This is a genomic window from Occallatibacter sp., assembly GCF_036502485.1.
Lineage (GTDB): Bacteria > Acidobacteriota > Terriglobia > Terriglobales > Acidobacteriaceae > Telmatobacter.
Map to the genome: position 1 here is coordinate 1 of NZ_DASXYM010000044.1, position 23,331 is coordinate 23,331.

12 protein-coding genes are annotated in these 23,331 nt (G+C 60.9%); 4 read left to right on the plus strand and 8 right to left on the minus strand.

Translation table 11 applies throughout. The annotated features are described in order from the left end of the window. On the minus strand, nucleotides 1-971 hold a 971-nt coding region (rocF, locus tag VGL22_RS07570; RefSeq protein ID WP_465266301.1), incomplete at its 3' end, for an arginase. 298 nt (nucleotides 972-1,269) lie between these two features. Here rocF and VGL22_RS07575 point away from each other — a divergent pair. Next, nucleotides 1,270-3,591 carry a diguanylate cyclase domain-containing protein gene (locus VGL22_RS07575; protein WP_465266302.1) on the plus strand — a complete coding sequence of 774 codons (2,322 nt, stop codon included), beginning with the start codon at nucleotides 1,270-1,272 and terminating at the stop codon, nucleotides 3,589-3,591. A gap of 43 nt (nucleotides 3,592-3,634) precedes the next feature. Here the strand turns inward: VGL22_RS07575 and VGL22_RS07580 are convergent, their stop codons facing one another. From VGL22_RS07580 to rplA, 6 genes are all read right to left on the minus strand, one after another. Further along, nucleotides 3,635-4,666 carry a hypothetical protein gene (locus VGL22_RS07580; RefSeq protein ID WP_465266303.1) on the minus strand — a complete coding sequence of 344 codons (1,032 nt, stop codon included), beginning with the start codon at nucleotides 4,664-4,666 and terminating at the stop codon, nucleotides 3,635-3,637. A gap of 533 nt (nucleotides 4,667-5,199) precedes the next feature. After that, the gene (gene rpoC / locus VGL22_RS07585; protein WP_465266304.1) at nucleotides 5,200-9,390 is read right to left on the minus strand and encodes a DNA-directed RNA polymerase subunit beta'; all 4,191 of its coding nucleotides are present in this window, start codon (nucleotides 9,388-9,390) and stop codon (nucleotides 5,200-5,202) included. Nucleotides 9,391-9,574: 184 nt separating this feature from the next. Then, the gene (gene rpoB, locus VGL22_RS07590; protein ID WP_465266305.1) at nucleotides 9,575-14,062 is read right to left on the minus strand and encodes a DNA-directed RNA polymerase subunit beta; all 4,488 of its coding nucleotides are present in this window, start codon (nucleotides 14,060-14,062) and stop codon (nucleotides 9,575-9,577) included. Between the two features lie 784 nt (nucleotides 14,063-14,846). Further along, on the minus strand, nucleotides 14,847-15,224 hold the full coding sequence (gene rplL, locus VGL22_RS07595) for a 50S ribosomal protein L7/L12 (RefSeq protein WP_465266306.1): 378 nt from the start codon (nucleotides 15,222-15,224) through the stop codon (nucleotides 14,847-14,849). Between the two features lie 123 nt (nucleotides 15,225-15,347). Beyond that, a complete protein-coding gene (rplJ, locus tag VGL22_RS07600; protein ID WP_465266307.1) occupies nucleotides 15,348-16,019 on the minus strand; it encodes a 50S ribosomal protein L10 in 672 nt (223 codons plus the stop codon). A 200-nt stretch (nucleotides 16,020-16,219) separates the two neighbouring features. Then, on the minus strand, nucleotides 16,220-16,930 hold the full coding sequence (rplA, locus tag VGL22_RS07605; RefSeq protein ID WP_465266308.1) for a 50S ribosomal protein L1: 711 nt from the start codon (nucleotides 16,928-16,930) through the stop codon (nucleotides 16,220-16,222). A 505-nt stretch (nucleotides 16,931-17,435) separates the two neighbouring features. On the opposite strand from rplA, the gene VGL22_RS07610 reads away from it, so the two are divergent. Then, nucleotides 17,436-18,401 (plus strand): vWA domain-containing protein, encoded by a 966-nt coding sequence (locus VGL22_RS07610; protein WP_465266309.1) that lies wholly within the window; start codon nucleotides 17,436-17,438, stop codon nucleotides 18,399-18,401. Nucleotides 18,402-18,483: 82 nt separating this feature from the next. Here the strand turns inward: VGL22_RS07610 and VGL22_RS07615 are convergent, their stop codons facing one another. Next, nucleotides 18,484-18,993, minus strand: a complete 510-nt coding sequence (locus tag VGL22_RS07615; protein ID WP_465266310.1) for a carboxymuconolactone decarboxylase family protein — start codon at nucleotides 18,991-18,993, stop codon at nucleotides 18,484-18,486. A gap of 77 nt (nucleotides 18,994-19,070) precedes the next feature. Here VGL22_RS07615 and VGL22_RS07620 point away from each other — a divergent pair, with 77 nt between their 5' ends. Next, entirely contained in the window at nucleotides 19,071-19,997 is a 927-nt protein-coding gene (locus VGL22_RS07620) for a sigma-70 family RNA polymerase sigma factor (RefSeq protein WP_465266311.1), read from the plus strand. 217 nt (nucleotides 19,998-20,214) lie between these two features. Further along, nucleotides 20,215-23,193, plus strand: a complete 2,979-nt coding sequence (locus VGL22_RS07625; protein WP_465266312.1) for a M14 family zinc carboxypeptidase — start codon at nucleotides 20,215-20,217, stop codon at nucleotides 23,191-23,193. The last annotated feature ends 138 nt before the right edge of the window (nucleotides 23,194-23,331 follow it).

Consider the following 23,331-nt stretch of genomic DNA (forward strand, 5'->3'; position numbering starts at 1 on the left):
ATCTTTTTCCCAAACGCGGAGCAGGCCAGTTCCACGGCCAGATCCGCAGTGCGGTTGTGCTCGTCGATCACCGGATTCACCTCCACCATTTCGAAGCTGAGCAGGCGGCCGTGGTCGGCGATGATCTCCATGGCCAGGTGAGCTTCACGGTAGGTTGCGCCGCCGCGGACGGGCGTACCGACACCGGGGGCGTCCTCGGGATCAATCCAGTCCATGTCGAGCGAAACGTGGTAGCCCGCGGTTCCGCGGCCGGCGGCGCGCAGGGCCTCTTCCATCACCGTGCGCATGCCCCGCTCGTCGATGTCGCGCATGGTGTAGACCTCGCCCACACCGGCGCGTTTGATGTTGGCTCGCTCGGCGGCGTCGATATCCCGCACCCCGATGAGCACTGTATTCTCCGCCTGAATTTTGGGCGAGTACGCATAGATGTTTCCCAGCAGCTCCGGCCCAAGGCCGAGCAACGCGGCGAGCGGCATGCCATGCACGTTGCCGGAGGGCGAGGTGTCGGGCGTGTTGATGTCGGAGTGGGCGTCGATCCAGACCAAGCCAATGTTCTGGTTGCGGCGGCGATAGAACTCGGAGACGCCGGAGATGGAGCCGGCAGCCAGAGAGTGGTCGCCGCCCAGAACCAGGGGAGTCATTCCCTCCTCCATTGCCTGGACCACGGCTTCAGCGGTGCGCGTGCAAATTTCCGCTATCTGCTTCAAATAACGGGCGTTTTCCGCACCCTCGGCCTGGGTTTCCGGAACCTCCACCTTGATGTTGCCGCCGTCTGTGACGCGGTGGCCGAGCGCCTTCAGGCGGGCTTCAAGACCAGCCACCCGCATGGCTGAAGGCCCCATATCGACACCGCGCCGGCTGGCGCCCATATCGAGAGGCACGCCAATCACGCGAATCTGACGTGTGGGAAGGGACTGCAGACCACCACCGGGAGCGGCTACTACCGTTTCGTTCGTACCTGTATTGGACATAGGGGATCTCGCCGATATTGTGCAGCAGGGGCAATTTTTGCGGCCGACTGCGCAATCAGCCGCGACCGCTGCTCCTGCACTGCCATGATACGCGCCTGGGGTGGCGGCCTTTCTGCGCCAGCCCGGGACGCACCGAAGTAACCCAAATGTGTCATTACCAGCGTGGCACAGCGGTTTGTAAGATGAACGGCAAAGATTTTAAACAGATTGAACTGCGCTCTTACTCATGCCCGAAGACCGGCGTCAGGTGCTTTGCTTTGTTGCTAAGGGTGATTGTCCGGACGTTTGAGGCGTATGAATGCGAACAGATCAGATGCGGAAGTGGATAGATCGTACGGTGCTGCTGCTGGGACTGGCGCTGATGCCGGCCCTTCACGCGGCTGCGCCTGTCACGTCGCTTGCGGAGATTCATCGTCTCTCCAACGCGCAAGCCGCCGCGCACCTCGCGGTGGATTTCGACGCCACCGTCACGTTCTATCGTCCCTATGAAGGAACGCTCTTTGTAGAGGACGGCAACGCAGGGATTTACGTGCGGCCGGAGAGAACTTACAGCCTTGCGCCGGGAGACCGGGTCCACATCCACGGCATCACCCATGAGAGCTTCCGTCCCTTCATCGCCACGGCGGAGATCAAGGTGGTGGGGCAGGCGGCGTTGCCCAAGCCCCCCATGATCACCTTCGATGCGCTGATTCAGGCTCAGTACGATTGCCGTTTTGTGAAAGTGCATGGCACCGTAATTTCCGCTGACATCGTCACGAGCTCTGATCGTCCCAGCACCACACTGCAGGTCTCAATGGATGGCGGCATCGCCGAAGTCCAGATCGAGAGCAACGATCCGGACGCCTTGTCATCGATGCTGGATGCCGAGATTGAAGCGACCGGTGTCGCTTCAGGCCGTTTTGACGGCAAGATGGAGATGACCGGAACCCTTCTGCACACGCAGTACCTCTCGCAGGTGAACATCGTCAAACCGCAGAAGATGAACCCATGGTCCGTCCCTCTCACGCCCATGGACGAGATCATGACGAAATACCATGTGAGCAATCAATCCTCACGGGTACGCGTTCAGGGTACGGTGACCTACTTCATCCCCGGATCAGCGGTGGTGCTGCAGAATGGCATACGCAGCCTGTGGATCAACACGCATGCGACCGATGGAGTGCGGATCGGCGATTTGGCCGAGGCCACTGGACTGCCCGGGCTGCATGATGGCTTTTTGCGGATCGTCAACGGAGAGATCCTCGACAGCCAAAAAGCAGTTGCGGTGGAAGCGGTGCCGGTAACCTGGCAGGATCTGACCCAGAGCCATCATGTCTTCGACCTCGTCTCCATTGAGGCGAATGTGGTGGAGGAAGTCCGGGAGGGCGGCCAGGATCAGTATGTGCTGGTCAGCGACGGCCATCTGTTCTCTGCTATCTACCGCCACCCCATCGTCTCAAGCACCAATGGAAGCTCCGTTCCGCCCATGAAGCGCATTCCTCCGGGCTCGCGGGTGCGGGTAACCGGCATCTGCGTGCTTGAAGACTCCAATCCGTTCAACGTCAGAGTTCCCTTCGATCTGCTGATCCGGTCCTTCGACGACGTAGCGATCGTCGCCCGGCCGTCGCCGTTGACGGTGGCTAACCTGATCAAGACTGTCGGCCTTCTGCTGGTTCTGGTGGTGGCCATCTTCGCCTGGGGCTGGATGCTGAAGCGGAAGGTGGAACGACAAAGCACGATTTTGGCGAGACGCAGCGAAGCAGATGCGGCGATGGCGCGGCATAACACCGAGATTGAACGCCGCCGCAGCTGCGTACTGGAAGATATCAACGGCACTCGACCACTTTCGGAACTGCTGGAAGAGATCACCGAGTTGGTCTCCTTCCGGCTCAAGGGGGCTGCGTGCTGGTGTCAGGTGACCGGCGGAGCCACACTGGGCGGCTATCAATCCGACCTCAGCGGAAGGCGCCTCATTAAAGAAGAGATCCCCGCACGGGCAGGGGAACCACTGGGCTACCTGTATGCGGCCATGGATGCCGAGGCAATCCCGGACGACGACGAAAAGCTGGCCTTCTTCCAGGGCACGCGCCTGGCTACGCTGGCGATTGAAACTCGGCGGGCTTTCACCGACCTGGTGTATCGTTCGGAGTTCGACCTGCTCACCGATGTGCACAATCGCTTCTCGCTCGAAAAGCAACTGGACGGGCTGATCGAACGTGCAAAGCAACAGGCCGCGGTGTTCGGACTGATCTATGTCGATCTGGACGAGTTCAAACAGGTGAACGACGTTTACGGGCACCGCGTGGGCGACCTCTATCTGCAGGAAGTGTGCGCGCGCATGAAAAGCCAACTTCGCTCGGCCGATCTGCTGGCCCGGCTGGGAGGCGACGAGTTCGCCGCCATCGTTCCAGTCGCCCGCGGTCGCGGCGATGTGGACGAGATTGCCTCGCGGCTGGAGAGCTGCTTCGACGAGCCGTTCGAACTGGAGGGCTACGTTCTGCACGGCTCAGCCAGTTTGGGAGTGGCTCTGTACCCCGAAGACGGCGCAACGCGCGATAGCCTGTTGACCTCCGCCGACGCTGCAATGTACGTATCGAAGCACACGGGGCACACGGACCGACACCCTGAGCTGCGGAAGTAAGAGCAATCCGCAACAAGGGAAACTTGACTGATCCTCAGGCGGCTCAGCGGACGTGCAACTGCGAGATCACGACCTTGCTCTTCACCATCTCCGCCTTGCGCCAGCTGCTTTTGTCGTTCAAGGGAACCCAGCGTCGCTCTTCGCTGCGGTAGTGCCAGTCCTTATCGAGCTGGAAGTAGATGAGCAGTCCGCTCGACTCCAGCACGTTGAGAATGCTGTTGTCATGCGAGTTGCGCTCGTCGAAATCCGTGGACGCGCTCTGCCCCATCTCTGAATAGATTTCGTTCAGCTCGAACAGCAGACCGTTGACCGAATCATCCATTGCTTCCACGTTCAGCCCGATGCGCCTGGCTTCGCGCAGGGTGATGGGGTAGTTGTGCGAAGGATAGCCGGCATTGAGGATGTTCGATATCTCGCGGGCGCGGTCGAGATCGGTCATGTGGTAGGAGAGGATCTCTTCGCAGATGCGCGTGGAGAGCGCGCTGGACCGATCGACGGCGCCGATCACCAGCGGATGCACGTACGGGAACAGCGCCTGGTACGGGTTCTGAGTGGAGTCTTTGGCCTGCTCAGTCCACAGGCGAATCACGCGCAGCAACTCATCATTGCTCACGCTCACGCGGTCGTTGTCGCGATCGATGGGGGAGAGATCGTGGGTGAGCGAGGTGTCGACCGCGGAGAGATGGGCGAGGGGGCCCATCAGAATGCGATCGGCGCCGAGGGCCAACATCGTAGCCGCGGACTGGCACTCGAGCGGCGCGAGCACGGTGAGATGCTTCACGTAACGGCGCAGCAGGTTCACCATGCGCAGGGCCGCCTGGCCCGATCCGCCATCCGACTTGATAAACAGCGACAGCCTGTCAACGTGGCCGCGCGCGCGCACGAGGGCATAGAGGCCGGCAACGTCGTTCTGGCAGATGGCTCCCTTGGTGGAGTTCCAGTAGGTAAAGACGGGCTCGCCGAGAGCGGCGGAAAGGCGCTCAATGACGGGCTGGGTGCGCTCCATCAGGACGGGCGGCCTGGTGGGTTCGGGACGGCTAGGGGCGGGCATTGCGACGGTGGCTTTGTTTGGCATCTTGATTGGGTCAGGTAAGGCGGATTGGACTATGGTAACAAACCGGGAACAGACGAGCTTCCGCCGGTTACACCTGCGAACAGCTATTGGTCATCCATCGGAACGAGAGAATAGAGCCTTCCGCCCAACAGCTTTTGCCGGACGTGATTCTCCGATGCGATCTTTCCCTGGATCAGATTCTCCGCAACCGCTATTGCCCTCGACAAGGGGGGCTCAGCCGGCCCCAAGCTAGTCGTCATGCGGTCCTGAGCGAAGATAACCTGGAAGACTTCGCCATCGGGATTGAGCTCTTCAGGACCGTCGGAAGATTCCGCTTCGTACCAGTATTCAAATTCTGCCTTACGATCCAGACCTCAAATGGAACCTGCTCATCGTACAACCAGGTTTCTGACTGGACGATCTCTGGGACGTATTCTCGTTCATCTGCCGTACCACACTCCGGCGTCATTCTATTGCATTCTCGATGCGCTTCAGGAGGCAAACGAAAGGCCCGGCTTGCGCCGGGCCTTTGTTGTTGAAGTAACTTGAAGCAGCTACTCTGCCGCCATCTCTTCCGCTTCGCCTTCCTGGCGCATCATCTCCAGTTCGCGCTCGGCGGCTTCGATTTCGGCACTGACTTCCTGCTGTACGCGGGCTGCCGCTTCTTCCAGTTCCGGTGAGAGCTGGACGTTGCGGTAGTACTCGAGGCCTGTGCCCGCGGGGATCAAGCGTCCCACGATCACGTTCTCCTTGAGTCCGCGCAGGTTGTCGATGGCGCCATTGATCGAAGCTTCGGTCAGCACGCGCGTGGTTTCCTGGAAGGACGCGGCGGAGATGAAGCTGTCGGTCGAGAGCGACGCCTTGGTGATGCCGAGCAGCAGCGGGCGGCCCTGCGGCGGACGGCCACCTTCCTTCTCCACGCGATTCTTCTCTTCGGTGAAGCGGAAGTGGTCGACCTGCTGTTCGAGCAGGAAGTTGGAGTCGCCGATCTCGTCGATCCGGACCCAGCGCAGCATCTGGCGGACAATCACTTCGATGTGCTTGTCCGAGATGGCCACGCCCTGCAGGCGATAGACTTCCTGGATTTCATTCACCAGGTAGCCCTGCAGCGCCTTCTCGCCGAGAACGTCGAGAATGTCGTGCGGGTTGAGCGGTCCATCCATCAGAGGATCGCCGGCACGCAGACGCTCGCCTTCCTGAACGTTGACGTGGATGCCGCGCGGCACGGAGTATTCCTTCTCCTCGCCGTTGTCGGCCGTGATGTAGATCTTGCGCTGTCCCTTCACCACTTCGCCGAAGCGAACCACGCCATCGATCTCGCTGATGGTGGCTGTTTCACGCGGCTTACGAGCTTCGAACAGCTCCACCACGCGAGGCAGACCGCCGGTGATGTCCTTGGTGCGCGTTGACTCCTTGGGAATCTTCGCAAGCACATCGCCCGGACCCACTTCGTCGCCATCCTGGATCATGAGGTGAGCGCCGCGCGGCAGCAGGTAACGCTTGCTGCCCTTGACGCCCTTCACTACGAAGGTGGGCTGGCGCTTTTCGTCGGGAGCATCGGCGACAACCCAACGCGAGAGGCCGGTGACTTCATCGACTTCTTCATTGAGCGTGATGCCTTCCTGCAGATCCTTGAACTGCACGTGGCCGCCGATTTCCGTGAGGATGGAGTACGTATACGGATCCCACTCGGCCAGCAACTGCCCGAGCTTCACCTGGTCGCCATCCTTCACGCGGAGACGCGCGCCATAGACCACCTGGTAGCGCTCCTTTTCACGGCCGCGGTCGTCCACGATCGCAACGGAGCCGGAGCGGTTCATGGCAACCAGCGCGCCGTCCTTGCTTTCAACGGTGTTCAGGTTGTAGAAGCGCACCGTGCCGTTGTTCTTGGCATCGAGCTTGGACTGGTCGGCAACGCGGCTGGCCGTGCCACCCACGTGGAAGGTACGCATGGTAAGCTGCGTGCCCGGCTCGCCGATTGACTGCGCCGCAATAACGCCGCAGGTTTCGCCGAGCTCGACCATGCGGCCCGAACCAAGGTTGCGGCCGTAGCAGAGGGCGCACACGCCGCGGCGCGATTCGCAGGTGAGCACGGAGCGGATCTTGACCTTCTCCACGCCCGCGCCCTGGATTGCCGAGGCGATGTCTTCGTCGATCTGCTGGTTGATCTCGACCACCACGTTGCTGTCGTAGTCCTTGATTTTCTCGAGCGAGACGCGGCCGATGATGCGGTCGCGCAGCGGCTCGATAATCTCACCGGATTCGACGATGGCGGTTACATCGATTCCTTCTGAAGTTCCGCAGTCGTACTCGGTGACGATGACGTCCTGCGCCACGTCGACGAGACGGCGAGTGAGGTAGCCCGAATCGGCCGTCTTGAGAGCCGTATCGGCCAGGCCCTTACGTGCGCCGTGGGTCGAGATGAAGTACTCGAGCACGGTCAAGCCTTCGCGGAAGTTGGCGGTAATCGGCGTCTCGATGACTTCGCCCGAAGGCTTGGCCATCAGTCCGCGCATACCGCTGAGCTGGCGAATCTGCTGCTTAGAACCGCGGGCGCCGGAGTCGGCCATGATGTAGATCGGGTTCATGGCGCCTTCTTCGTCGGCGCGCTTCATATTCCCGAACATCTCGTCCGCAACCTTATCGGTAACCGACGACCACATCTGGATGACCTTGTTGGAACGCTCGCCGTTGGTGATGGCGCCGTCCATGTACTGCTTCTGGACTTCGATCACCTTGCGATCCGCCTCTTCCACGACGGTATACTTCGAGGCTGGGATGACCATGTCGTCCAGACCGACGGACAGACCGGAGAGCGTCGCGTAGTGGAAGCCCAGCGACTTGATGCGGTCGAGCATGCGGACGGTGGTTTCGAGCCCGAGGTTCTGGTTGCAATAGTTCACCAGTTGCCCGATGCCCTTCTTCTTGAGCAGGCCGTTGATGAACGGCATGCCTGCAGGCAGCGCGTCGTTCAGGATCACGCGGCCCACAGTGGTGTTGATGTAGTCGTTGTCGAAAGCGACGGCCTCGGTGTGCGTCAGATCCTGATCGTCGTAGGCCGTGGTCATGTCGAGCACGTTGCCGGTGTAACGCAGACGGATGGGCGAGAGCGTCTCGAGTTCCTTCGCTTCGAGCGCCATCAGCACTTCTTCGTAGTTCGCGAATACGCGACCTTCGCCCTTGGCACCCTTATGCGCCTTGGTCAGGTAGTAGAGACCGAGCACCATGTCCTGCGTGGGTACGGTGATGGGCTGGCCTGACGCCGGCGACAGGATGTTGTGCGAGGCGAGCATCAGCACCGACGCTTCAATCTGCGCCTCAGGCGACAAGGGAATGTGCACCGCCATCTGATCGCCGTCGAAGTCTGCGTTGAAGGCGGTGCAGACCAGGGGATGAATCTTGATGGCCTTGCCTTCCACCAGCACCGGCTCGAAAGCCTGGATGCCCAGACGGTGAAGGGTTGGGGCGCGGTTCAGCAGCACCGGGTGGTCCTTGATGACTTCCTCAAGGATGTCCCAGACCACCGGTTCCTGCATTTCCACCATTTCCTTGGCCTGCTTGATGGTGGTGCAGTGGCCGGTCTGCTCGAGGCGGTGATAGATGAACGGCTTGAACAGCTCGAGCGCCATTTTCTTGGGCAGACCGCACTGGTGCAGCTTCAGCTCGGGGCCTACCACGATGACGGAACGGCCGGAGTAGTCCACGCGCTTGCCGAGCAGGTTCTGGCGGAAGCGGCCCTGCTTGCCCTTGAGCGTGTCAGAGAGCGACTTGAGCGGACGGTTGTTGGCGCCGCGCAGCACACGGCCGCGGCGGCCGTTGTCGAACAGCGCGTCGACAGCTTCCTGCAGCATGCGCTTTTCATTGCGTACGATGACTTCAGGCGCGTGCAGGTCCATCAGCTTCTTCAACCGGTTGTTGCGGTTGATGACGCGGCGATAGAGGTCGTTGAGATCGGACGTGGCAAAGCGGCCGCCATCCAGCGGCACGAGCGGGCGCAGCTCCGGAGGAATGACCGGCAGCACGTCGAGGATCATCCACTGCGGCTTGTTGCTCGACTTGCGGAACGCCTCAACCACCTTCAGGCGCTTGGCGTACTTGATCTTCTTCTGCGCCGAGGCTTCCGTCTTCATGCGCTCGCGCAGTTCGACTGCGAGCTCTTCAATGTTGACGCGCTTCAGCAATTCCTTAATGGCTTCCGCGCCCATCATGGCCTTGAAGCCGGAAGGGCGGAACTGCTGGTCGAGTTCGCGGAACTTATTTTCGTCCTTGATGATTTCGCGCTCGCGCACGGGGGCATCGCCCGGATCGACCACGACATAGGACTCGAAGTAGAGGATCGATTCCAGGTCACGCAGGGAAATGTCGAGCAGGTGGCCGATACGCGAGGGGAGACCCTTGAAGAACCACACATGCGAGCACGGAGAAGCGAGCTCGATGTGGCCCATGCGCTCGCGGCGCACTTTGCTGACTGTAACTTCGACGCCGCACTTGTCGCAGATCACGCCGCGGTGCTTCATGCGCTTGTACTTGCCGCACAGGCACTCCCAGTCAGTGACGGGCCCGAAGATGCGCGCGCAGAACAAGCCATCACGCTCCGGCTTGAACGTGCGGTAGTTGATGGTTTCTGGCTTCGTTACCTCACCATGCGACCAGCTCCGGATCTTCTCGGGCGACGCAAGCATGATGCGGATGGCATCGAAGTCGGTGATAGGGCTGGTAAGCTCGAACGGGTTCGAACGGAACAAGGCGACCCTCCTTGGCAGGCTTTTTCAACTCTGCCGCGGCTCATCCCGGGATTCCTTTGGAGTCCTTCCTTCCCGGGTAGCGATGGTTATCGCTTTCAAGAAGGACCCTTAAAAACAGTGATCAGTGATCAGTTGTCAGTGATCAGTTCGTAGACTGAAGCACTGACAACCGAGGGACTGAGAACTAGTCGTCGGCGACCGCGGCCATGGTTTCGGGCGCGGGCACCTTTTTCACCAGATCGGCGCGCTTGATCAGTTCCACGTCGAGGCACAGCGATTGCAGTTCGCGAATCAGCACGTTGAACGACTCCGGCACGCCCGGCTCGATCGCCGCTTCGCCCTTGACGATGGCCTCGTAGATCTTGGTACGGCCATACACGTCGTCAGACTTCGCGGTGAGCAGCTCCTGCAGGATGTATGCGGCGCCGTATGCTTCGAGGGCCCACACTTCCATTTCGCCGAAGCGCTGTCCGCCGAACTGCGCCTTGCCGCCCAGCGGCTGTTGCGTGATCAGCGAGTACGGTCCGATGGAGCGAGCGTGAATCTTGTCGTCCACCAGGTGCGACAGCTTGAGCATGTAGATGTAGCCGACCGTAACGGGCTGCTCGAACTGGTCGCCCGTCATGCCGTCGAACAGCGCGGTCTTGCCCGAAGAGGGCAATCCGGCTGAAGCCAGCAAGGACTTGATCTCGCTCTCTTGCGCGCCGTCGAACACCGCGGTGCCAAACCAGATGCCGCGCTTCATACCAGCCGCAACGCGAAGCAGCATCTCATCGTCGAGATCTTCCAGCTGCCGCAGCGTCGCGGTTCCAGCGAACTCCTTGCGCATCAGTTCGCGGGTGGCTTCCACGTCGCTGTTCTGCTTCACGAGTTGGGCGATCTTGTAGCCCAGCGCGTGTGCAGCCCAGCCCAGGTGCGTCTCCAGAATCTGACCCACGTTCATACGGGAAGGCACGCCCAGCGGATTGAGAACGATCTCGACGGGCGTTCCATCAGGCAGATACGGCATGTCTTCTTCAGGAAGAATGCGCGCGATCACACCCTTATTGCCGTGACGGCCCGCCATCTTGTCGCCCACGCTGAGCTTGCGCTTCATGGCAACGTACGCCTTCACAAGCTTGATCACGCCCGGAGGAAGCTCATCGCCCTTGGCGAGCTTGGCGATCTTCTCGTTGGTGATCTTGCGCAGCACTTCAATCTGGCGCGAAGTCATCTCCTCGATCTCATCGATCTGCTCGTTGACGCGGGGATCCTTGTCGTTGTAGCGGATACGCTTGAGGTTCTTGGTGGAGATGCGCTCGATCGTTTCGCGATCGAGAACCGAGTCCTTGGTGATGAGACGCTTGTTGGTCCGCTCGTCGTGCAAGTCAGCCAACACCATTTTGCCGCCCAGAATGCCTTCGAGACGCTTCAAACGCTCGTCCGTCAGAATGCGGATCTCGTCGCCCAGGTTCTTCTCGAGCTTTGAAACATACTCCGCTTCAATCTGCTTGGCGCGCTCGTCCTTCTCCTGTCCTTTGCGGCTGAAGATGCGCACGTCAACGACGGTGCCTTCAATGCCTGGAGGGCAGGTGAGTGAAGCATCGCGCACATCGCCGGCCTTTTCGCCGAAGATGGCGCGCAACAGCTTCTCTTCCGGAGTGAGCTGCGTTTCGCCCTTGGGCGTAACCTTGCCGACGAGGATATCGCCGTGCTTGATCTGAGCGCCGATGCGGATTACGCCGCTCTCGTCCAGATCGCGCAACGCATGCTCTGAGACGTTGGGGATATCACGGGTGATTTCCTCAGGTCCCAGCTTGGTGTCGCGGGCTTCGATTTCAAACTCCTCGATGTGCACCGAGGTGTAGTAGTCCTCCTTCACCAGCTTTTCGCTGATGAGGATGGCGTCTTCGAAGTTGTAACCGCGCCACGGCATGAAGGCCACCAACACGTTGCGTCCCAGCGCCAGCTCGCCCTGCTCCGTGCAGGGGCCGTCCGCGATCACCTGGCCCTTGAGCACGCGATCGCCTTCGCGCACCACCGGCTTCTGGTTGATGCAGGTGTTCTGGTTGGAGCGCTTGAACTTGATCAGCGTGTAAATGTCCGAACCGACTTCGCGCGACAACTGCGTGGGGTGATGCTCGCCTTCCACGCGCACGATGATGCGCTCGGAGTCGACCGAATCCACAATGCCGTTACGCTTGGCCAGTACGACGGCGCCGGAGTCGCGGGCTGTCACACCTTCCATGCCGGTTCCCACCAGCGGAGCCTCGGCCACCAGCAGCGGCACCGACTGGCGCTGCATGTTGGCGCCCATCAGCGCGCGGTTGGCGTCATCGTGCTCAAGGAACGGCACCAGCGACGCGGCCACCGAAACAAGCTGCTTCGGCGAAACGTCGATGTAGTCCACCTCGGCACGGTTCACCAGCACGAAGTTGCCCTGACGACGCGCATTCACCAGGTCTTCCGTGATCTGCCCTTCGTCATTGAACTCGATGTTGGCCTGCGCGATGGTGTGCTTGTCCTCTTCCCACGCCGACAGGTAGAAGCTGAACGGGATGTGGTCAATGGCGCGCTTGCCGGCCTTCTTGATCTGGTCGTTCAGGCGCTTCGCCTCGTCCTTCTCGATGTGATCGCCGACGCGCAGGCCGCTATCGCCGGCGTTCGAAATCTCCACATAGTCGAGGATCATGGCGTCCTTCACCTTGCGGTAAGGCGACTCGATAAAGCCGTACTCGTTGATGCGCGCGAAGCACGACAGCGAGCTGATCAGACCGATGTTCGGACCTTCCGGCGTTTCGATCGGGCAAATACGGCCGTAGTGCGTAGGGTGCACGTCGCGGACTTCAAAGCCCGCGCGCTCACGCGACAAACCGCCCGGTCCAAGTGCGGAGAGACGCCGCTTGTGCGTGATCTCCGAGAGCGGATTGGTCTGATCCATGAACTGCGACAGCTGCGACGAACCGAAGAACTCGCGGATGGCCGCCATCACCGGCTTGGCGTTGATCAGGTCGTGCGGCATGGCCGTCGAGAGCTCCTGATAGACGCTCATCTTTTCCTTGATGGCGCGCTCCATGCGCACCAGGCCGATGCGGAACTGATTCTCCATCAGCTCGCCCACGGCCCTGACACGGCGGTTGCCGAGGTGATCGATGTCATCCACGATGCCGATGTTCTTGCGCAGCTTCAGCAGGTAGCGAATGGTCGAGTAGAAATCCTCGGGCGTCAGCGTGCGGTGATCCAGCGGCGTCGCGTTCTGGTTCTCGTACAGCTTGATGTTGAACTTCAAACGGCCCACGCGGGAGAAGTCGTACTTGCGCGGATCGAAGAACATGCCTTCGAACAGGGCGGTCGCGGTGTCGAGCGTCGGCGGATCGCCCGGGCGCAGCTTGCGGTAGATCTCGATCAGCGCCTCTTCGGGCTTGCGGATCGAATCGCGGCGCAGGGTGTTGGTGATGATGTTGCCCACGTCGTCGCGCTCGGGGAAGAACACCTCCACCGCGGTGGCGCCGCTGGCCATCACCTTGTGGAGGCGGTCCGCGGTGAGCTCCACATTGGCTTCAACGATCACTTCACCGGTGGCCATGTCGACCACGTCCGAAGCGGTCAGCGTGCCATCCAGCTCGGCCGTTTCGATCTCGACCTTGTCAATGGCCGCATTGCGCAGCGCCTTCATGGTGTGCGGCGTAACCTTGCGGCCGGAGTGCGCAATCTCTTCGCCGTTGTGTACCACGGCGTGCGCCGGCTTGGAGCCGACCAGGTGCGTATGCGCCTTGGGATCCTGCGGAATCGTCCAGAACAGCTTGCCGTCAACGATCTGGATTTTGTCGACCGTGTAGAAGGTCTTCAGAATCTCTTCGTCGGAACGCAGCCCCAGCGCGCGCAGGAAGATGGTGCCCAGGAACTTGCGCTTGCGGTCGATACGCACATACAGCGTGTTCTTCTGGTCGTACTCGAACTCCACCCACGAACCGCGGTAGGGGATGATCTTGCCGAGGAAGTAGGTGCGATTGTTGGCGGTCTCAAAGAAGACGCCCGGCGAACGGTGCAACTGTGACACGATGACGCGCTCGGTGCCGTTCACGATGAACGTACCGTTCGGGGTCATCAGCGGAATGTCGCCGAAGAAGACTTCCTGCTCCTTGATGTCGCGAATCGTCTTGTTGCCGGTCTCGGGGTCTTTGTCGTAGATGGTGAGGCGAACCGTCACCTTCAACGGCGCGGAGAACGTCATGCCGCGCTCTTCGCACTCCTGCTGGTCGTACTTCAACTGCAGGCTGACAGGGTCGCCGCACTTGTTGCAGAAGTCAGGGGTGTTCTTGTTGTAGTGTCCGCATTTGGAGCAGAGCACGTCGCCCGGCAGGAACGGGTCCGTAATGACCATCGAACCGCAGTTCGTACAAGCAGTACGCAGGTGGTGGAGGCCTTTGAGGTGGCCGCACTTGCACTCCCAGTTGCCGATCGAGAAGTCCACAAAGTCCAACTGCGAGATGCCGCGGAAGTCGGTAATGGGGAACACGGAGACGAACACCGACTGGAGGCCGGAATCGTCACGCTCGTTGGGCAGCTTATCCATCTGCAGGAACCGCTCATAGCTGCGGCGCTGCACTTCAATCAGGTTGGGAATCTGCGTTGCTGTTGGAATTTTGGAAAAATCGAGCCGGCTGCGAATCGCGCGCTTCTCGTTGGGCATGCTTCACTCCTGAGGCTCTCGGCTTCCGAACGCAGACCGCCCCGCTGGGGCCTGGTTCGGGCCGGCGCCCGAGTCTCGGGTGGCGCCAGCAAATTACGGGAAGAACTGGTTAATCCAGGCTGGCTCACCGCGACGCCAGCGTATTTACCGTTGCGCCAGGGCAATACCTGCGCAAAATGCACGTGCCAAGCTGATGGCCTGAACCTCGCGCCGATTTACCCTCGAAGGCGTTGCCGACCGCTTGAGGAATGCGCTAGACTGCGCACATCCGGAGAGAAGGACGCGCCAGAAACTCCGTTAGAGCTGGATTTCCTGTGCGCAAACAGTGAAGTTCAGGGCCGAAAGCCGCTGTTCACCGGGTCGGGAGACACGAAAAGCCCGCGAGGACGCGATTCCTCACGAGCGCGGCTCGATGCCAGTGCTCCCATCCGAATTCTTCAATCCTTACTCTCGCCGATCCCAAAGCTCGCTTCTGCTGCTTGCCGCCGCCCAATGCCGTTGGTCCACAGGATTCCGCCTAACCTGTTGACTTCGAGGTGTTTCACTTAAATCTGCGCGAAACCCGCCGCTCAAGTGCTTGGCCCTGTCTCAAGCATGCCGGGTCTGAAGGTGTTACTTTGATGCCAAAAAGCGCAGCCCGGATTCCGCCCCATTTTATGGTGTCGTGCCAAAATGAGACGGAGAGACGCGCACTCTTGATAATAGCGCGTTCTATCCGGGCATGCAAGTATGGTTCCAAACCGAGGCTGAGCCGGCGGCTCAAACCTCAATCTGGCGGGCGTAACTACTTGACTTCGACCGTCGCCACGCCTTCGAACTTCTTCTTGATCGCCTCAGCCTCGTCCTTGGTGGCATTTTCCTTCAGCGGCTTGGGAGCGCCGTCCACCAGGTCCTTGGCTTCCTTCAGGCCGAGCGAAGTCACTTCGCGTACAGCCTTGATGGTGTTGATCTTGTTCGCACCGGCATCCTTGAGGATGACCTGGAACTCGGTCTTCTCTTCAGCCGCAGGAGCCGCCGCAGCCGCACCGCCGCCAGCCGCCATAACGGGGGCCGCCGCCGCTGCCGAAACGCCAAGACGCTCTTCCAGCTTCTTCACCAGAGCCGCCGCTTCCAACAGGCTCAGAGATACAATCTGCTCTTCCAACTGCGCGAGATCCGCCATTTTTCCTTCTCCAATCAGAACTGTTTTGAAATGCATGGTACCGGCTGCAAAAACCAGACCGGAAGTTTCCGATGCGCCCAGACCAGCGCCCTTCCTGCCGTCGTTGCCGCCAAAACTGTTGAACTAAACTTCGCTCGCCGGCGCAGGAGCTTCGCTCTCTGCCGCGGGCGCCGGAGCTTCTGCTGCGGGCGCTTCTGCCGCCGGAGCTTCTGCCGGAGCTTCTGCCGGAGCCGCCTGTGCGACGGGCGCAACTGCCGCCCCGGCGGGTGCTGAAAACTTTTCTTTTTCCACGCCCTGGCCAAGCACCACCGCAAGATCGCGGCCCGTGGCATTGAGAACCGTGGCCAGCCGCTGCGCCGGAGCATTGATAAGGAACAAGAGCTTCGAGAAGAGCTCTTCTTTGCCCGGCATGGTGGCTAGCGCCTTCACGTCATCGACGTTCAGGAGCTTGCCGTCCACGATGCCCAGCTTGAACTGGAACTCGGCGTTTTCACCGGCCCACTTGGCGAACACCTTGGCCAGGGCCACGGGGTCGCCGGCGGTGAACGCAACCGAGTTCACGCCCTTGAGACCCTTGAGGGCCTCTTCGACCTTGCTGCCCTTGCCGGCAATCGGCGCCAGCTTGTTCTTCACCACGCGATACTTGCCGCCCGCCTCGCGGATCACCTTGCGCAGCTCGAAATCCTTGGCCACGGTCAGCTTGCTGAACGTACCGATGATTGCGGTCGTCGAGGTCTCCAGTTCCCTGGTCAGAATCTGGACCTTCTCCTGCTTCTTTGCTTTCGAAATCGCCATTGTGTGCTCCGCACAGTGATCAGTGGTCAGTGATCAGTGGTCAGTCAACCTGAACCACCATCTTGGCTGCTCCCCGATCCCTTCTCTCGCCCGCGCTCCGGGCGTATTCCAATCCGCTTCTCGATCCCAAGGTCAGGCACAATGCCGGTCGCCCCACGGCGCCAACTGATCACTGACCACCGATCACTGACAACTGCCTCTTAGTGCTTGCCGGCCGCGTCCGCCACAGCCTGATCCAGCGGAACTCCGGGGCCCATCGTCGAGCTCAACGTCATGCTCTTGATGTACTTACCCTTTGCCGCGGAAGGCTTGGCGCGAACGATCGCCGTCACCACTGTGGTCGCGTTGTCCACCAGCTTCTGCGCATCGAAGCTCAGCTTGCCCACGGGCACGTGCACGAGGCTGGTTTTGTCGGCGCGAAACTCCACCTTACCCGCCTTGATTTCGCGAACCGCCGCCGCCACATCCATGGTCACCGTGCCCGTCTTCGGGTTGGGCATCAGGCCTTTGGGGCCCAGAATTTTACCCAGGCGGCCCACCACGCGCATCATGTCGGGTGTGGCGATCAGGGCATCAAAGTCCGTCCAGTTTTCCTTCTGGATCTTTTCGACCATCTCCTCGCCGCCCACGAAATCCGCGCCGGCTTCCTGCGCTTCCTTCTGGCGGTCGCCGGTGGCGATCACGGCCACGGACTTGGTCTTGCCCAGACCATGCGGCAGAACCACGGTTCCGCGGACCATCTGGTCGGCGTGGCGCGTATCGACCCCCAAACGCAGGGTCAGGTCTACGGTTTCATCAAACTTGGCGTACTTGACTTTCTGCAGAAGGCTGACCGCGTCCTGCAATTCATAGGCCGGCTGCGTAACAGCAGCGCGCGCCTTCGCAATATTCTTGCTGGCTTTCTGTGCCATTTTCCCTCGTCTCCCACCGCATCTGCCAGCCCTCTTTCGAGGGGATCGCCGACCTCAACCGGGCAGTATTTTCGAATGCCGCCCGTCCGGTCAGGACCCAAATACCGTGGTGCAATTGACGGCCCGGCAAAGTTCACCGGGCACATCTATGGATCATATCGGATTGGCAGAGTAAGTGCAACCATTCTCCGCCCGCGTTGCACTGCGAGCGCGGCAATCTCCGGTTCCAGCCTGAAAATCCTGCCGGAAAAATCAGGGAACGGTGTAACTGCCGGAATTCGACACCTCGACGACCGATGTACTGGACGAAAAGAGCGAGGCCAGAACTCCCCCGCCTGATCGTTCCCGCGCGCCCTCCCTTAACTCCTTGACGGTGCCTCACTTCACGGGGTCGGGCTCGGCGCGGAATGGATCTTCCCTTCAGGCAACCTTTCCAGGTCCGCAACAAAATCTGCGGAACTTCATCTAAAGAGATGTGACAGAGGATGAGAAGGAGAATGTAGAGATGGACGTACTTAGATTTCGAACTAAACTGGCAACCGGACTTGCGACGGCGGCGCTGCTTGCCGTGCCGGTGTTCGGACAAGCGAACACCTCCAGCGACACCCAGACGCACGGCCAGGCAGTGGTTACGGTGCTGCCGGACAAGAACGCCCAGCCGCGCGAGGTATCGGCGCAGGATCTGCAGGTCAGGATCAACGGCAAGGATGCGACCATCACCAATGTCCAATCGCTGCGCAGCAACAGCGACCGACTGGAAGTCGTACTGATGATGGACGCCGGGGCGCGCACCAGCCTGTCGAACCAGTTCGGGGACATCAAAAACTTCATCAACGGTCTGCCGGCAGACGCCAAGGTCACGCTGGCCTACATGCAGTTCGGGACGGCGCGTGTTGTGTCGCCGCTGACGACCGATCGCAACGCGGTGCTCAAGGGGCTCCGCATTCCGGCCGGCTCCCCCGGCGAAAACGCGAGCGCGTACGTCTGCCTGTCTGACCTGGCCAAGCACTGGCCGTCGCAGGATCGCAGCGCGCGGCGCGTCGTAGTGATGATCACGGACGGTGTGGACTACTACAACCCGCAGTACGACTCGCAGGACCCGTACATGGAAACCGCAATCTCTGATTCGGTTCGCTCGGGCCTGGTGGTCTACTCGATCTATTGGCAGAACAAGGGCCGTTTCGATCGCACCTGGTACGCCAACAATGCCGGCCAGAACCTGCTTGCGCAGGTGACGCAAGCCACCGGCGGAAACAGCTACTGGGAAGGCATGGGCAATCCGGTTTCGTTCCAGCCCTTCTTCAAGGACCTGGATCGCCGCTTGCAGAACCAATACGAAGTGGCCTTCACCGCTCCCGTGAGCAAGCCCGGCGTGGAGAGCATGAAGCTGAAGGTCAACAACGGCGGCGTCAAGGTGGACGCACCGCAGCAGGTCTACGTAGGCCGCGGCACCACCGGCGGCGCAATGTAACCAGCGGCCTCCAACACCACTGACGACGAAGCGCCGCTCGTTGTAAGAGCGGCGCTTTTTTGCGTTTGCCGGGTGTATTTTCTCAGACCGCGTGAGCGTGCTGGCGCTCGTCGGCCCATTTGCGAGCCTCCGCTGACTGTCGCCATTCTCCCGCAATCTGCCTTGTGGTCACATTCACGCGATTCCACATGTTAATGACGGCTATGGAGATGATGAGCGCCGAGAGTTCACGCTCGTTGTAGTGGCGGGTGGCTTCGTTCCAGATTGCATCCGGGACGGGATCGGGGCTATCGGCCAGGCGCGTTGCCGCTTCGGCCAGGGCCAGTGCGGCGCGCTCCGCATCCGTGAAGTAGGGCGTCTCACGCCAGGCCGCGACGGCGAACAGGCGTTCCCTGGATTCACCCGCGTGCTCCAGCTCGCGCGCATGCATGTCCACACAGAGGGCACAGCCATTGATCTGGCTCGCGCGCAGGTGGACGAGCTTCAGCGTCTTCTGGGGCAGCCCTGCTTTTTCGACCGCCGCATTGAGGGCGAGTGCGTGAGGCATCACTTCAGGAAGAACCATGACGGGATTTTTCATACGTGCCTGCATATTGGGGATCTCCTTGTCACATAGACTTGGTTTCGTACGTCAACACCATGACGAAGCACGGCGGGAGAATGTGACGGATGGAGCAAAACCTTTGGCTGGCGGAACAGTTCGAGGCGAGTCGGGGGCATTTGCGCGGGGTGGCATACCGCATGCTCGGATCGCTCGCCGAGGCTGATGATGCCGTGCAGGAAGCCTGGCTGCGGCTGAGCCGCTCGGGAGCCGAAGGAATCAGCAACATGCGCGCCTGGCTCACCACGGTGGTCTCCCGCGTTTGTCTTGACATGCTTCGTTCCCGCACTGCGCATCGCGAGGAGTCGCTGGATGAAACGGCGGCCCCGCAACCGGCGCCACACACATCCGATCGCTCCTGCGCCCGCTCCAATCCCGAGCAGGAAGCGTTGCTGGCCGACGCCGTGGGGATCGCTCTGCTGGTGGTGCTTGATCGTCTCAACCCCGCGGAACGCCTCGCGTTTGTCCTTCATGACCTGTTCGATTTCAGCTTCGACGAGATCGGCCGCATCGTGGACCGCTCTCCCGATGCGGCCAGGCAACTTGCCAGCCGTGCTCGCCGTCGCGTGCGCGGCGCGGCCGAGCCACGCACCGAACTTGCGCACCAGCGGGAACTCGTCCGAACGTTTCTCACAGCACTGCGGGCCGGCAATGTGGATGACCTGCTTGCCGTGCTCGACCCGGATCTGATCGTTCGCGTGGATGCCGCGTCTGCGGTATCAGGCCAGGCGCCGGAGGTGCGGGGTGCGCGAGACTGGGCCGCTCAGGCCGTCAAAACAGCCAAGGGTGCACGCTTCGCACAACCCGCCCTCATTGACGGCGACGCGGGCCTCGTCATCGCACCGCGGGGACGCCTCTTCCGCTTGCTGCGTTTCACGTTCCGCGGCGGGAAAATCGCGGAAGTCCAAGTCGTGGGCGATCGCGCCATTCTCAGCACCGTGGAACTCGCGATCCTGGACGACGACAGCGACAGCGCAGTTCATGCTGAATCCTGAGCAGCCGAATTCCAAGCTCCCAGATTGACCAGCCTTATGGCGGGACAGGTCTTCCTCAATCAGGCGGATCGTCCCGGAGCCGTGGCCTCTTCTGTTCCCTCTTCGCTACTCCCTATTCCTGCCTTGATTGAATTCCCCCATGCTCGCCGTGTAGCTTGTTATGCAACGCATTCCAGCCCCTGTTTGCGTCTACTCAAACAATTTACGAATGAGGACTATGAGACTCTCCCGGCTGTCCCTGCCTGCATTTCTTCTATGTGCCGCTGCCCTCGCGGCCAGTGCGCAGCTTCCCAATCTCGACAACAATTACGCCCGCGACCCAGGACAGCCCATCGATCAGTCCTACACGGACCACATCAAGAAGTACACAACGGATCCCTCGTTCGTTTCTCCCCTGGTGGACTACCTTCCCGCGTCGAAGACGGTGCCTACTCCCGCCAAGGTTCTCGGCGATGTCTCCGGCGCACCTGACTTTCTTCCCTATGCCGAAGATGTCTACAAGTACTTCCGGATGCTTGAGGCCGCCAGCCCGCGCGTGAAGGTTTTCACCATCGGCCACAGCGAAGAAGGACGCGAGCAGATCGCCGTCGCCATCGGTGATGCTGATCTCTTGAAGAATGCCGACGCCAACAAGGCCCGCCTGGCGCAGCTCGCGGATCCCAGGACCATCAACTTCGACGACGCGAAGGCGCGTACACTCATCGATCAGTCGGTCCCGGTCTACTACATCACCGGCACCATCCACTCGCCTGAGACGGGCGCGCCGACAGCTTTGATGGAGCTCGCGTATCGTCTGGCGGTCGACGACTCGCCTTATATCAAGTACATCCGCTCGCACATGATCGTGCTGATCACGCCGGTGGTTGAAGTGGACGGCCGCGACCGCATGGTCGACATCTACAAGTGGCACAAGGCCAATCCCGGCAAAGACTACCCGCGCCTGCTCTACTGGGGCCACTACGTTGCGCACGACAACAATCGCGATGCCATGGGCATGACGCTCGATTTGACGCGCAACATACTTAACACCTACATCGACTGGCATGCCACGGTGCTGCATGACCTGCACGAATCGGTTCCCTTCCTCTACGACAACACCGTGGGCGACGGGCCCTATAACGCCTGGGTCGATCCGACACTGACCGACGAATGGGCCGAGCTCGGCTGGAACAACATCGCGCAGATGCAGTCCTTCGGCATGCCGGGCGTCTTTACCCATGGAGACTTCGACACCTGGAGCCCCGGCTACCTGATGTTTCTTGCCGCCATGCACAACGGCATCTCGCGCCTTTATGAGACTTTCGGCAACGGTGGGGCCGACACGGAAAAGCGCATCCTGCGGCCGGAAGAGTATTCGCGCACCTGGTACCGCCAGAATCCACCCTGGCCGATCGTCAACTGGTCGCAGCGCGACAACAACAACTACGAGCAGACGGCGCTGCTCACCACTATCTCCTACTTCTCCCACAATACCCGCCACTTCCTGGAGAACTACTACCAGAAGAGCAAGCGCTCCATTCAGAAGCCCACGCTCGAGGGCCCAGCGGCCTACATCATCACCAACGATGAAGCGCACGCCAACCGCAACGTGGAACTGCTGAAGTCGCTGGCTCGCCAGCATGTCGAAGTGCAGCAGCTCTCCGCCGCGGCCACCGTGAATGTTCCCGGCGAAAAGCGCGACGACAAGCTCAAGCCGCAGACCTTCCCCGCCGGCAGCCTCGTGGTCCGCATGGATCAGCCCTTCAGCCGCATCGCGGATGCGCTACTCGATCGCCAGTACTGGGCGCCCGACGATCCGCAGAAGCACCCCTATGACGACACCGGCTGGTCCTTCAGCGAGCTCTTCAATCTCAAGGTCGCGCGCATCAGCGATCCGGCGATCCTCAAGGCCGAGATGAAGCCCCTCACCGATGCCGCATCCATTTCCGGCAAAGTCAGCGGCAGCGGCTCCGTGGTGGCCATCAACAACACCGGCCAGACCACCCTGCTGTCGGTTCTCTACAAGGTTAAAGGCGCGAACGTGCAGATAGCCGAGAAGGGCTTCGACGCGGACGGCAAGCACTTTAACCCCGGCTCCCTGCTCATCACGAACGCTCCCGACGATCAGCTCGCCAAGGCACTGCACGACCTGGCGCTCGACGGCGTTCGCATGTCCGCGACGCCGCAGACGCCGCTGCATGGAATGCAAGCGCCGCGCATTGCCTTCATGCACACCTGGCTTGCCACGCAGACCGAAGGCTGGTGGCGTTATGCCTTCGACACGGCCGGCGTTCCTTTCGACTACATCAGCACGCAAACCGCGGGGAGGATCGACGACCTGCACTCCAAGTACGATGTCATCATCTTCGCTCCGGTGGCGCGCGCCAGCGCCAGCGACATTATCAACGGCATGCCGATGTGGAACAATCCCATGCCGTGGAAGAAGTCTGACCTCACGCCCAACCTCGAAGTGGGCGGCGACTCCACAGACGACACGCGGCCCGGCCTCGGCTACGACGGACTGGCTCATCTCAAGAAGTTTGTCGAAGACGGCGGCCTGCTCATCACCTGCGAAGACACCGCGCAATTCGCCATCGACGCCGGCCTCGCACCCGGGGTGAGCGTGGCATCTTCTGCCGACGCGCGCATCGTGGGCTCAGTGCTCAATACCACGTTCGTCAACAAAGACAACCCGGTCGCCTTTGGCTATGACGGAAATCTTCCCGTGATGAGCGCCAGCGGGATGGCGTTCAACATCGCTAATACGGTGGGACGTAGCGGCGGCCGCACCCTGATGGATCCTTACTCGGAGCGGCCCACTGGCCGCGGCACGCTCGAAGACAACGACGAGCCTATCGCCCACAAAGCGGTGGAGGCCGAGCCGCTGCAGAAGCAAAAACCCTGGGAGGCGAAGAATCTCAATGAAGAGCAGATGCGCAACAACCCCAGCGTCATCCCGGCGCAGTACCGCCCTGACGTTATCCTGCGCTTCACCGACGCGAAAACGCTTCTGCTCTCCGGCCTGCTGGACAAGGCCGGCTCCATCGCCGAACGCGCCGTGGTTGTCGATGCTCATCTCGGCCAGGGCAACGTGCTGCTGTTCGGCAACAACCCCGTGTACCGCGGCGAAACCATCGGCACCTACGGACTGGTCTTCAACGCCATCCTCAACCACGACCACATGGGCAAAGCGCCTGTGACCGACGAGAAGAAGTAGCAGCGAGGCCGCCGGTCTTCAGTTTTCGGTTGTCAGCCGCCGCGCGCGCGATTCGCTTGCCGGTCTGACAACTGAAAACTGACAACTCGCCTCGGCGCCTCTTCCCCCGATCCAGCGGTCTATGTCAAACTGTCACCC